11 protein-coding genes are annotated in these 11,881 nt (G+C 69.2%); 6 read left to right on the top strand and 5 right to left on the bottom strand.

What is annotated here, in order from left to right; translation table 11 throughout:
- The first annotated feature begins 54 nt into the window (after positions 1 to 54).
- Positions 55 to 1,068 (top strand): LacI family DNA-binding transcriptional regulator, encoded by a 1,014-nt coding sequence (locus tag IG04_RS0122175; protein ID WP_245816103.1) that lies wholly within the window; start codon positions 55 to 57, stop codon positions 1,066 to 1,068.
- Here IG04_RS0122175 and IG04_RS0122170 read toward each other — a convergent pair whose 3' ends face one another.
- The gene (locus IG04_RS0122170; RefSeq protein ID WP_144065319.1) at positions 1,069 to 1,686 is read right to left on the bottom strand and encodes a hypothetical protein; all 618 of its coding nucleotides are present in this window, start codon (positions 1,684 to 1,686) and stop codon (positions 1,069 to 1,071) included.
- Here IG04_RS0122170 and IG04_RS0122165 point away from each other — a divergent pair.
- Entirely contained in the window at positions 1,676 to 2,794 is a 1,119-nt protein-coding gene (locus IG04_RS0122165; protein ID WP_030478601.1) for a serine/threonine-protein kinase, read from the top strand. The genes IG04_RS0122170 and IG04_RS0122165 overlap by 11 nt on opposite strands.
- A gap of 7 nt (positions 2,795 to 2,801) precedes the next feature.
- On the opposite strand, the gene IG04_RS0122160 is transcribed toward IG04_RS0122165, so the two are convergent.
- The 4 genes from IG04_RS0122160 to IG04_RS0122145 all read right to left on the bottom strand — a co-directional run bounded on the left by IG04_RS0122160 (position 2,802) and on the right by IG04_RS0122145 (position 7,670).
- Entirely contained in the window at positions 2,802 to 3,071 is a 270-nt protein-coding gene (locus tag IG04_RS0122160; protein ID WP_030478600.1) for a CocE/NonD family hydrolase C-terminal non-catalytic domain-containing protein, read from the bottom strand.
- A 214-nt stretch (positions 3,072 to 3,285) separates the two neighbouring features.
- Positions 3,286 to 4,281, bottom strand: coding sequence for a TerC family protein (locus IG04_RS0122155; protein ID WP_030478599.1), 996 nt, complete (start codon positions 4,279 to 4,281; stop codon positions 3,286 to 3,288).
- Positions 4,282 to 4,351: 70 nt separating this feature from the next.
- Complete coding sequence (locus IG04_RS0122150) at positions 4,352 to 6,649, bottom strand: beta-xylosidase/alpha-l-arabinosidase (protein WP_030478598.1); 2,298 nt, start codon at positions 6,647 to 6,649, stop codon at positions 4,352 to 4,354.
- A 7-nt stretch (positions 6,650 to 6,656) separates the two neighbouring features.
- Positions 6,657 to 7,670: a LacI family DNA-binding transcriptional regulator gene (locus tag IG04_RS0122145; RefSeq protein ID WP_030478597.1), complete on the bottom strand. Its 1,014-nt coding sequence runs from the start codon at positions 7,668 to 7,670 to the stop codon at positions 6,657 to 6,659.
- 121 nt (positions 7,671 to 7,791) lie between these two features.
- Here IG04_RS0122145 and IG04_RS0122140 point away from each other — a divergent pair, with 121 nt between their 5' ends.
- Genes IG04_RS0122140 through IG04_RS0122125 form a run of 4 tightly spaced genes read left to right on the top strand, consistent with a single transcriptional unit; the run spans position 7,792 to position 11,871 of the window.
- Complete coding sequence (locus IG04_RS0122140; RefSeq protein ID WP_030478596.1) at positions 7,792 to 9,069, top strand: extracellular solute-binding protein; 1,278 nt, start codon at positions 7,792 to 7,794, stop codon at positions 9,067 to 9,069.
- Positions 9,069 to 10,040, top strand: coding sequence for a carbohydrate ABC transporter permease (locus IG04_RS0122135; protein ID WP_030478595.1), 972 nt, complete (start codon positions 9,069 to 9,071; stop codon positions 10,038 to 10,040). Before IG04_RS0122140 ends, IG04_RS0122135 begins: the two co-directional genes overlap by 1 nt.
- 1 nt (position 10,041) lies before the next feature.
- A complete protein-coding gene (locus IG04_RS0122130; RefSeq protein WP_030478594.1) occupies positions 10,042 to 10,857 on the top strand; it encodes a carbohydrate ABC transporter permease in 816 nt (271 codons plus the stop codon).
- Positions 10,858 to 10,875: 18 nt separating this feature from the next.
- Positions 10,876 to 11,871, top strand: a complete 996-nt coding sequence (locus tag IG04_RS0122125) for an endo-1,4-beta-xylanase (RefSeq protein ID WP_245816105.1) — start codon at positions 10,876 to 10,878, stop codon at positions 11,869 to 11,871.
- Positions 11,872 to 11,881 lie beyond the last annotated feature (10 nt).

The following is an 11,881-nucleotide window of genomic DNA, read 5'->3' as shown; positions in this document are numbered from 1 at the left end:
TGTCAAGAGTTCCGGGGTACGATTCGTTGTCACGTTTCAACAAAGGAGCCGCCGGTGAGGCCGTCAGTGGGCATCCGCGACGTCGCGCAGCACGCCGGCGTGTCCAACGCGACCGTTTCGAACGTGCTGAACCGGCCCGACGTCGTCGCTCCCGCCACGCGCCAGCGGGTGCTGGCCGCCATCGAGGAACTCGGTTTCGTGCGCAACGAGTCCGCGCGCCAGCTGCGCGCGGGCAGCAGCCGGGTGATCGCCTACGTCGTGCTGGACGCGGCGAACCCGTTCTTCACGGACGTGGCACGCGGCGTCGAGGACGCGGCACGGGAAGCAGGCCTCGCGTTGTTCCTGTGCAACAGCGCCTCCGACGTCGGCCGGGAACGCGAGTACCTGGAGCTGTTGCACGAACAACGCGTCGAGGGCATCCTGATCACCCCGGTCGACGCGGAGAGCGCGCAGATCGCCGAGCGCGGCACGCCCGTCGTGCTGGTCGACCGCGAGGCGGCGGACGGAACGCGCTGTTCGGTTGCCGTGGACGACGTGCTCGGCGGCGAACTCGCGGTCACCCACCTCATCGAGAACGGCCACACCCGCATCGCGATGGTCGGTGGACCGCTGTCCATCCAGCAGGTGCGCGACCGGCGCCAAGGCGCGTTGCGAGCGTTAACAAACGCGGGGCTGCCTGCGGATTCGCTCACGTTCCTCGAAACCAGGAGCTTGCAGGTGGCGGAAGGCAGGGGCGCGGGGGAGCGGCTGGTGGGCCTGCCCGCCTCCCGCCGCCCCACGGCGGCGTTCTGCGCCAACGATCTGCTCGCGCTCGGCCTGCTGCAGTCGATGACGCAGCAGGGCCTGCGCGTACCGGACGACCTCGCAGTCGTGGGTTACGACGACATCGAGTTCGCCGCGGCCGCCGCCGTTCCGCTGACGTCGGTGCGCCAGCCGCGCGAGCAGCTGGGCCGCACCGCCGCCCAGTTGCTGCTGACGGAGAACGAGCCGGACCACGAGCACCGGCACGTGAAGTTCCAGCCGGAGCTCGTGGTCCGAGCCTCCACCGCCGTGAAGCGGCGAGCGTAACTATCGGACGAGCATCATTTCCCTGTCACTTTCGACAGTGCCGGAACTGTCCGGCGGAAGGTAGACGTTCAGCGAGGCGGAAGTGAATGCGATGCCCGGCCGGAACGCTTTCGTGCGGGCCACCACGGTCACGTCGACCTTGTGGTGATCGCCGGTGCACGGAACGTTCGCCGTGTATTTGTCGCCGGTCGCGAGCTCACCGCGCACGTTCTGCGTGACCTGCACCCACAACGACCCGGTGGCACCGTTCTGGCACATCACCCGCACCGGCACGACGACCGCGGCGCCTCGCGCCTCCAGCCTGGCCTGGGACTGAAGGGCCACCGCGGCCTCCACCGTCCCCGCCGACGCCGGCAATGCGGTGGCCAGTAATGCGGCCGCGGTCAGCACGAACGCCGAAACTGCACGCACGATTTTCACCTCGTTCTTGTGGAAGAGCGGAATGCGGCCGCACGCCGACATTAGCCACGAGGTGTTCAGTGGTGCGAGGGGCCATTGATCGTCGCGCGATTCCGCGTGTGCCGGCACGCCCGACCTGCGGCACGGTTGGATCACCGCTCGGGTGGGCACCCCAGTGCGGTACCGCCCGAACGGAAAGGCCGTGCCCATGTCGAACACGAGTCTCCTGGCCGACCGGTACCGGCTGGGCGAGGTGCTCGGCACCGGCGGGGTCGCGCAGGTGCGCCGGGCCAGGGACGTGCTGCTGGCGCGTGACGTCGCGGTCAAGCTGTTCCGGCCGGGCGAGGATCTCTCCGACGCACGCCGGATCGACAACGAGATCTGCGCGCTCGCGGGACTGTCCCATCCCGGCCTGGTCACGGTCTACGACGCGGATCCCGGCGGCGAGACGCCGTACGTGGTGCTGGAGTTGATCGAGGGCCGGACGCTGCGCGAACGCGTCGAGGACGGGCCGATGGCCGTCGAGGACATGCGCCGGCTGGGGGCGGCCCTGGCCGACGCACTGGCCCACGTGCACGCCCGCGGTTTCATCCACCGCGACATCAAGCCCTCCAACGTGCTGCTCGACGACGACGAGATCCCCCGCCTCGCCGACTTCGGTCTGGTGAGCATGGCGGGCGGGGCCGGTCTCACCAGGACCGGCCAGGTCGTCGGCACGGCCGCCTACCTCGCGCCGGAACAGGTGCGGGGTCAGGAGGTCACGGCCGCGGCCGACGTGTACGCGCTGGGGCTGGTGCTGCTGGAGTGCCTGACCGGGCACCGCGAGTACGAGGGCACGGGGGTCGAATCCGCCGTCGCCCGTCTGCATCGGCCGCCGGTGGTGCCGGACCACCTCCCGTTCGACCTCGTGCGGCTGCTGTCCAGGATGACGGCCCTGAGCGTGGCCCGCCGGCCGACGGCGCGCGAGTGCGCCGAGGCCCTGCGCTCTCCGGTGGCGGACCCGCCGACTGCCGTCGTGGCCCGGCCGCCCCGCTCACGAGGACTGCTCGCGGCCGCGTCGGCCGTGGCGCTGATCTCGGCCATCGGCACGGGGATCAGCGCGTGGAACGGCGTCACCTCGACGGGTTCCGAGCCGCCGGCCACGAACGCGCCGGCGTCCAATCCCGCGCGCACCGCCGACTTCGCTCCCACGCCCGTCGTGGTGCAGCCGACCGCTCCGGTCGTGACGCCACCACCGGTCCAGGTCGTGGACAGGGACACGCCGGCCGGAGCGGGCAACAGCGGCAAAGGCAAAGGCAAGGGCAAGGACAAGAAGGACGGAGACTGACGGTCCGTCAGCGCACGGGGATGGGGTGCCCGCGCTGGAAGCGGTACGCCGTCGGCCACAACCGGACTGCGGCGCACCGCGCTTCCTCCGCCGACGTAAGATTCACCGGTCCGTCGCAGACGTTCCACGAACATCCCTCCGGGTCGACATCGCACAGCCGGACGAACACGTAGGTCGACGCCGTGGGCATGGGCACGAGCAGGTCCCGCCGCACCCCGATGTCGCGGGCCAGCGGCGGCGAGAGCTTGAGCCCGCGCCGGAGAAGACGGCTGATCATCGAGGCTCCAGGAGTAGGGAGAGAGTCTCGGCCCGTGCGTCCACGGGCGGCGTCTGGTCGGAGAGGCGAGGTCGAGTCCCACCACCAGCAGCAGCGAGTCCGGGTCTCCGAAGTGGCTGGTAGACGACTCGGCGACCTCGGACACCGTGATCGCCGTCGTGCCCCGTTCCGTCACCAGGCCGACCACGGCCGGATGTTACTGAATAGTCAAGTGTTACTTATCTTCGTCGCGGTGGCCGCGCAGCGAACCGGGGTGCGCCTTGGCCGACGGGTCGTTGCGCGTCTTGATCAGGCTGGCGACCGTGACGACGACCAGGATCGTGATGATCACGCCGAGGCTCACCGGCGTCGGGATCTCGGGCACGCTCGCGGAGATGTCCACGTGCGCCCAGTGCAGGATCAGCTTGACGCCGATGAACGCGAGGATGATCGCCAGCCCGGCCGACAGGTAGACGAGCCGGTCGAGCAGGCCCTTGACGAGGAAGAACAACGCGCGCAGGCCGAGCAACGCGAAGGCGTTGGCGGTGAAGACGATGTAGGGCTCCTCGGTCACGCCGAACACCGCGGGGATCGAGTCGAGCGCGAAGAGCAGGTCGACGCCGCCGATCGCGACCAGCACGACGAACAGGGGAGTGGCCATCCGCTTGCCGTCGACGCGGGTGAAGATCTTGCCGCCGACGTAGTCGTCCGTGACGGGCAGGAGCTTGCGTGCGGTCTTCACCACGACGTTGTTCTCGACGTCGGGATCCTCGTCACGGTGCCGGAACAGCTGCACCGCGGTGAAGATCAGCAGCAGGCCGAACAGCAGGAACATGAACGAGAACAACGACAGCAGCGTCGCGCCGACCGCGATGAAGATGCCCCGCATGATCAGCGCGAGCACGATGCCGAACGTCAGCACCTTGTGCTGGTGCTCCTCGGGCACGAGGAACGTGGTCATGATGATCACGAAGACGAAGAGGTTGTCGACCGACAGGCTCTTCTCGACGATGTAGCCGGCGAAGTACTCCGCTCCGAACCCGCCGCCGTGCGCGCTCGCGAACCACACGCCGAAGCCGATGGCCACGAGGATGTAGAACACCGACCACAGACTGGCTTCGCGGAAGCCGATCCGGTGCGGCCGCCACGCCGCGAGCACAAGGTCGACCGCCAGCAGCGCGACGATCACCCCGATCGTCGTCGCCCACGTCAGTCCGCTGATCTCCAGCACCGCAAGTCCCTCCACCCGCCCGGTCCGTCCGCAATGGATGTTACCGGGCGGCGGAGGCGGCCGTCGGAGGTCAGGGTGTGTCGAACTCGGGTGTCAGGACGCGGTCGAACCCGACCTGCCGCGCGGGCCCGGTCAGCGCGAGCTTCAACGAGGTGTGGATGTTCGCGCTCGACGTGCCGACGTGCAGCTCGACGTCGCCGGGGTCGACCTGGCGGTTACCCGCCCGGCCGGTGTAGGAGGTGAGGTCCGCGTGCAGCCGTGCGGTGACCGTGCGGGTCTCGCCGGGAGCGAGGTCCACCTTCACCGCGCCGATCAGCTGCCGGACGGGCCGGGCGACCTCCGCCACCGGGTCGTGCAGGTAGATCTGGACGACCTCGGCGGTCGCGACGTCCGTGTCGTTGCGCAGGACGACGTGCACCGCGCAGGTTCCGTCGGTCGGCCACTCGCGTTCCTCGCACCCCGCCGTCACCCACGTGACGGGCACGTAGGACAGGCCGTGGCCGAACGGGAACAACGGGGTCGGGTCGACCGTGCTGACCTCGCTGCGGGTGCCGAGCGGGGCGCTGAGGTAGGTGGACGGCTGGGTGGAGCCGGCGCCGGGGAAGCTGACCGGGAGCCTGCCGGACGGATTGACGCGTCCACTGAGGACATCCGCGATCGCCGCCGCGCCCTCCTGGCCGGGGTAGAAGCCGCACACGACGGCGGCGAGCCGGTCGGCCTGCCGGGACAGGTCGTAGGGCCGGCCCGACAGCAGCACGAGCACCACCGGCGTGCCGGTGCCGAGCACCGCCTCCAGCAGTTCCTCTTGGCGGCCGGGTAACTTCAGGTCCGCGACGTCGCACCCCTCACCGGACGTGCCCTTGCCGAACAGGCCGGCCTGGTCGCCCAGCACCACGACGCAGATCTCCGCCTGCCGCGCGGCCTCGACCGCTTCGGCGATCTCGTCGTCGGTCCCGCCGAGCACCGGACATCCCCGCGCGAACACCACGTCGTGGTCCGCGCGCAACGCCTCCAGCACGGTGGTGACCTCGATGCCCATCTCGGCGTCCGGGTGGTGCACGCCTACGTGCAGCGGGAACGAGTAGCAGCCCATCATCGCGCCGGGCTCGTCCGCGCGCGGGCCGACGACGGCCAGTCGCCGGCCGGCCAACGGCAGTACGCCGTCGTTCTGCAGCAACACGATCGAGCGTTCCGCCACCTCGCGGGCGAGGGCGCGGGACTCGGGGTCGTCCAGGTCGAGGTCCGCGTCGGGCGCGGGGGAGTAGCCGGGGTCGAGCAGGCCCAGTTCGAACTTCTGCGCCAGCACCCGCGACAGCGCCCGGTCGACGACCGCCGTGTCCACCCGGTCGAAACGGAGGCCTTCGAGCAGCGGCTCGCCGTAACAGTCCACAGTGGGCAGTTCGACGTCGATTCCGGCGGTCAGAGCCTGTACGGCCGCGTCCTCGCGTCCGGCGGCGACACCGTGCAGCTTGTGCAGGAACGCCACCGAGAAGTAGTCGGCGACCACGGTGCCGGTGAAGCCGTACTCGTCGCGGAGCCGCTCGGTGAGCATCGCCGGATCGGCGGCGACGGGCACACCGTCGTTGTCGGAGTAGGAGTTCATCACCGACCTGGCGCCGGCGCGCAGCGCCATCTCGAACGGCGGCAGGATCACGTCCGCGAGTTCGCGCGGCCCGATCGACACCGGCGCGAGGTTGCGTCCCGCACGCGAGGCCGAGTACCCGGCGAAGTGCTTCAGCGTCGACACGATCCCGGCCGACTCCAGGCCCGCGACGTAGGCGGCGCCGATGGTGCCCACGAGGTGCGGGTCCTCGCCGATCGTCTCCTCGACCCGGCCCCAGCGCAGGTCGCGCGCGACGTCGAGGACGGGGGCCAGGCCCTGGCGCACGCCGAGGCGGCGCATCGAGTCGCCGAACCGCGCGGCCATGCGCCGCACCAGGTCCGGTTCGAAGGTCGCACCCCAGCACAGCGGTGAGGGGTACACGGTCGCCTGCCACGCGGCCAGCCCGGTCAGGCACTCTTCGTGCGCCACGGCGGGAATCCCGAAGCGGCTCGCCTCGATGATCTGCCGCTGGGTGCGCGCGAGCGTGCGCGCGCCGACCTCCGGCGCGATCGGCCGGGTGCCGAAGACGCGGGTGAGCTGGCCGATGCCGTGGCGAATCAGCTCGTCGAAGTCCTGCGGTGTCACGGCGAACTCGTGCTGGTGCGGGGCCATCTCGCCGGCGGCGTCGATGCCGGCCCAGATCCCTTGCAGCTGCGCGATCTTCTCTTCCGGGGTCATCCGCGCGACGAGATCGCGCACGCGGTCTTCCACGGGGGCATGCGGGTTCCGCCAGAGTTCGTCCGGCGTGGTGGCTTCTGTCGTCACGACAACCTCAGGGGGTCAGTGGGCGGGTCGACTGCCGGACGACCAGTTCGGTGCCCAGGGTGATGTGGGTTTCGCCGGGCTCGGTGCCGTTGATGAGTCGCACCAGCAGCTCGACGGCGCGGTGGCCCATCTCGCGGATCGGCTGCTGCACCGTCGAGAGCGGCGGTGTGCACAGCGCGGACTCGGGGATGTTGTCGAAGCCGACCACCGACAGGTCCTCCGGCACCCGCAGGCCGAGCTCACGGGCGGCGTCGATGGCCGCGATGGCGGTGATGTCGTTGGCGGCGAAGATCGCGGTCGGCCGGTCGGGGCGGCTCAGCAGGTACCGCGCGGACGCGGCGGCCACGTCCGCGTCGTAGTCGCCGCGCCGGACCAGGGTCTCGTCCACCGCGACGCCCGCGCTGGCGAGGGCTCCCCGGTAGCCGGTTTCGCGCTGCTGCGCGGATTTCAGGTCCTCGCGGCCGGTGAGCAGCCCGATCCGGCGGTGGCCGAGTTCGAGCAGGTGCTCGGTCGCGAGCCGTCCGCCGTGCAGGTTGTCGGAGTCGACCGTGGGCAGCGCCGCGCGCCCGGTGTGCGGGTCGACGGCGACGACGGGTGTGCCGGGCAGGCCTTCGAGGTCGACGGCCGGCGTGACCAGCACGGCGCCGTCGACGAGGGTGCCGCTCAGCCGCGTGAGGTACCGCTGTTCCCAGCCGTGGGGGTCGCCGGTGCGGCCGCCCGCCGAGTACACGACCAGCTCGAAACCCGTGCCGCGGATGGCATCCGCGGCGCCCTTGAGCAGTTCGGTGCTGAACGGCTCTATGTCGGCGACCAGGATCCCGATGACGTTCGTGCGGTGGTTGCGCAGGCTCTGCGCGACGAGGCTCGCCTCGTACCCGAGGTCCTTGATCACGGCGGTGACCCGCGCGAACGTCTCCGCGGAGACGCCGTACCGCTGGTTGAGGACTTTGGACACGGTGGCTACCGAGACGCCGGCCTGAGCGGCGACGTCCTTGATCGTGACGCGAGAGCGTGGAGGCACCGGCACAGGCTAGCCGTGTAAAACGTTATCGACAACGATTGACACGAGCCGGATTTCGCGCCAGTCTCTGGCCCCAACACAGCAGTCCAACTCGGCCGACGTCGTCAGGAGTGGACCTGAAATGCGTTCGAGAAAGCCCCTTGCCCTCTTCGCCGCCGCGGCTTTCGTGCTGGCCGGATGCGGTGGTGGTGGCGGCGACGCCTCCACGGAAGGTCCCGTCACGCTCACCTGGTGGCACAACCGGACCACCGAGCCCATGAAGTCGAAGTGGCAGCAGATCGCGGACGACTTCCACAAGACCCACCCGAACACCTCGTTCACGATCGAACCGCTGCAGAACGAGCAGTTCCAGACCAAGGTGCCCCTCGCCCTGCAGGGAAACACCCCGCCGGACCTCTTCCAGCAGTGGGGCGGCGGAGCGCTCGCCGACCAGCTGAAGTCGGGCAAGATCGCCGACATCACGCAGGCCTCGTCGGGCTGGATCGGCCCGCTGGCCAAGAACGCCGACGGCTGGAAGGCCGGCGGCAAGCAGTACGGTGCGCCGTACCTGATGCACGCGGTCGGGTTCTGGTATCGCAAGGACATCTTCGCCACCGCGGGAATCACCGCGACACCGACCACTGTGGACGAGCTGAACGCGGCGGTCACGAAGCTGAAGGCCGCGGGCGTCGTGCCGATCGCGCTCGGCGGCAAGGACCGCTGGCCCGACGCGTTCTACTGGGCCTACTTCGCGGTGCGCCAGTGCTCGGTCGACACGCTGAAGAAGGCGGTCGAGAAGACCGAGCTCGCCGACCCGTGCTTCCTCAAGGCAGGCGAGAACCTCAAGAGTTTCCTGGACACGAAACCGTTCCAGGACGGGTTCGTCGGGACGCCCGCTCAGCAGGGGGCGGGCAGCTCGGCGGGCCTGGTGGCCAACGGCAAGGCCGCCATGGAGCTGCAGGGCGACTGGAACCCCGACGTGATGCAGGCGCTCACCGAGGACAAGGAGATCGGCTCGAAGATCGGCTGGTTCCCGTTCCCGAGCGTGCCGGGCGGGCAGGGCGATCCGAGCGTGCTGCTCGGCGGTGGTGACGGGTTCTCCTGCACCACCCGCGCGGCCAAGGCGTGCGCGGAGTTCCTCGGGCACCTCGTCGGCGACGACGTGCAGAAGATCCTCGCCGAGACCAACTCCGGTCTGCCGGTGACCCCTGCCGGGGTGGCCGCGCTGAAGAGCGAGCCGCACAAGACGATCGCCGAGGCCATGACCAAGGCGTCGTTCCTCCAGTTCTACTTCGACACCGCGTTCCCGACCAAGGTCGGTCAGGCCCTCAACGACACCATCGCGAACTTCTTCGCGGGTCAGGGCGGACCCGACACCATCGTGAAATCGGTCAGCGAAGCAGCAGCCGGGAACAAATGATGAGTGCCGCGATCACCACGCGGCCGCCGACCGCCCCCGTGCCGCACGCGCCAGCGGCCGGGGGCACCCGGCGGCGGTCCCGGCTCCGCACCCGCCTAGAACTCGCTCTGCTGCTGACCCCGGCTTTGGTGCTGTTCGTCGGGTTCGTACTGATCCCGATCGGGGTCGCCGGGTACTACAGCCTCTACTCGTGGAACGGCTTCGGCCCGCTCACGGATTTCGTGGGACTGGGCAACTACGTCGCAGCCTTCTCCGGTGACGTCTTCCAGGGCGCCATCGGGCACAACCTGATCATCGCCGTGCTGTCCGTCGTCGTGCAGCTGCCGTTGAGCATCGGACTCGCGTTGCTGCTCAACCGGAAGCTGCGCGGCCGGACGTTCCTGCGGATGGTGGTTTTCGCGCCGTACGTGCTGTCGGAGGCGGTGACCGCGGTGATCTGGCTGCTCATGTTGCAGCCGGGCGGGTTCGTCGACGAGATCCTGCGCGGTGTGGGCCTGGGTGGTCTTGTGCAGCTGTGGCTCGCCGACCAGTCGCTCGTGCTCTACACGCTCTTCATCGTGATCACGTGGAAGTACATCGGGTTCGGCGTGATCCTGCTGCTGGCCGGCCTGCAGGGTGTTCCGCCCGAGCTGCGGGAGGCCGCCGCACTGGACGGCGCGAGTGCCTGGCAGACCACCCGGCACGTCGTGCTCCCGTTGCTGGGACCGACGATCAGGATCTGGGTGTTCCTGTCCGTGATCGGGTCGCTGCAACTCTTCGACCTGGTCTGGATCATGACGCTCGGCGGTCCCGCCAACGCGTCGACGACCATGGCCACCTACCTGGTCGACCACGGCTTCAAGCGCTACGAGTTCGGTTTCGGCAGCGCGGTCGCGGTGATCCTGTTCATCATCTGCTTCCTGTTCGCGTTGCTGTACCAGAGGTTCGCTCTGCGTCGCGACACCCAGGGCGCGTTGACGGGAGTGCGCTGAGATGTCACGTCGTAACACCGTCGGCTACCTCGCCGCGTTCGCCGTCATCGGCGTGACGATGGTGCCGCTGTTGTTCGTGGTGCTGGGCGGTTTCCGCACCACGGCCCAGATCAACTCGTCGCCGGCCGGGTTGCCCGGCCCGTTCGTGTGGGACAACTACCGCGAGGTGGCGACCTCACCGCAGTTCTGGCGCCTGCTCGGCAACAGCATGCTGATCGCGGTGATCGCGACCACGCTGGCGGTCGTGCTCGGGTCGATGGCGGCGTTCGCGTTGTCCCGCTACGTGTTCCGGGGCCGCGAGGCGTTCTACACGTTGTTCACGCTGGGCCTGCTGTTCCCGCTCGGCGTGGCCACCCTGCCGCTGTACCTGTGGCTGCGACAGCTGAACCTGCTGGAGAACCCGCTCGGTGTCGCGATTCCGGAGGCGGCGTTCTCACTGCCCGTCACGATCGTGATCCTGCGGCCGTTCATGAACGCGATCCCCGGTGAGCTCGAGGACGCCGCCCTGCTCGACGGCGCGGCCAAGCTCGGCTTCTTCTGGCGGATCCTGCTCCCGCTCTCGCGACCGGCGCTGATCACGGTGTCCGTGCTCGCGTTCGTCACCAGCTGGAACTTCTACCTGTTGCCGTTGCTGGTGTTCAACGACTCCACGAACTTCACGCTTCCGCTCGGCGTGGCGATGTTCCAGTCCGAGCACACCCAGGACACCGCGAAGGTACTCGCCTTCACGGCGCTGTCCATGATCCCCGCACTCACGTTCTTCGTGTTTGCCGAACGCCGCATGGTCGGGGGCCTCACCGGTTCCGTGAAGGGCTGACTCACAAGGGAGTGAATCGTGCGTACCCGCTTAGCTGCCGGCATCGCCGTTCTGGTGGTGCTGTCGCAGACAGTTCCCGCTTCGGCGGCAGGGCCGTTGAAGAGCGTCACGAACAGGTACGTGGGCAGCGCGGTGGCCGCCCAGCACCTGAATGCCGAGGCCGACTACAAGAAGGTGCTGACGCGGGAGTTCGACAGCGTCACGCCCGAGAACGAGATGAAGTGGGGCGTTGTCGAAGCGGTCCGCGGCCAGTACGACTGGTCCGGGGCGGACGAGATCGTCAAGTACGCCAAGAAGACCGGCAAGTCCGTGCGCGGGCACACGCTGGTCTGGCACAGCCAGCTGCCCGACTGGGTCGACGACCTCGGAGCGGCGGAACTGCGGGACGTGGTCAAGAACCACATCAGAACCGAGGCGGGCCGCTACCGCGGGAAGATCCGCGCGTGGGACGTCGTCAACGAGGCGTTCAACGAGGACGGCACGCGCAGGCAGACGGTGTTCCAGGAGAAGCTGGGCGACCGTTACATCGCCGACGCGTTCCGCTGGGCCCACGCGGCGGACCCGAAGGCGAAGCTCTACATCAACGACTACAACGTCGAGGGGCTCAACCCCAAGAGCGACGCGGTCTACGACCTGGTGAAGTCGTTGAAGCGGCAGGGCGTGCCGATCCACGGCGTCGGCATCCAGGCACACCTCTCGCTGATGTACGGCTTCCCGGCGGGCGTCAAGGAGAACATCGCCAGGTTCGCCGCGCTCGGGCTGGACGTCGCGATCACCGAGGCGGACGTGCGGATCCCGCTGCCCGTCACCCCGGAGAAGCTCGAAGCGCAGGCGGACTACTTCGAACAGGTCTGGGACGCCTGCCACGCGGTGCGGCGGTGCGTCGAGTTCACCACGTGGGGCTTCACCGACCGGCACTCGTGGGTGCCGGACGTGTTCCCCGGTGAGGGCGCGGCCTGCCTGTTCGACGAGAACCTGAGGCCGAAGCCGGCCTACGCCCGGCTCAACTCCTAGCGGTGTGCCG

Source organism: Lentzea albidocapillata (assembly GCF_000719115.1).
In the GTDB taxonomy this organism is placed as follows: domain Bacteria; phylum Actinomycetota; class Actinomycetes; order Mycobacteriales; family Pseudonocardiaceae; genus Lentzea; species Lentzea albidocapillata.
This window is presented reverse-complemented; position numbering and strand designations above follow the sequence as displayed.

Coding starts and splice junctions, on each gene's coding strand:
- IG04_RS0122165 (WP_030478601.1), top strand. CDS start 1,676: ATGTCGAACACGAGTCTCCTGGCCGACCGGTACCGGCTGGGCGAGGTG.
- IG04_RS0122160 (WP_030478600.1), bottom strand. CDS start 3,071: ATGATCAGCCGTCTTCTCCGGCGCGGGCTCAAGCTCTCGCCGCCGCTG.
- IG04_RS0122140 (WP_030478596.1), top strand. CDS start 7,792: ATGCGTTCGAGAAAGCCCCTTGCCCTCTTCGCCGCCGCGGCTTTCGTG.
- IG04_RS0122135 (WP_030478595.1), top strand. CDS start 9,069: ATGAGTGCCGCGATCACCACGCGGCCGCCGACCGCCCCCGTGCCGCAC.
- IG04_RS0122130 (WP_030478594.1), top strand. CDS start 10,042: ATGTCACGTCGTAACACCGTCGGCTACCTCGCCGCGTTCGCCGTCATC.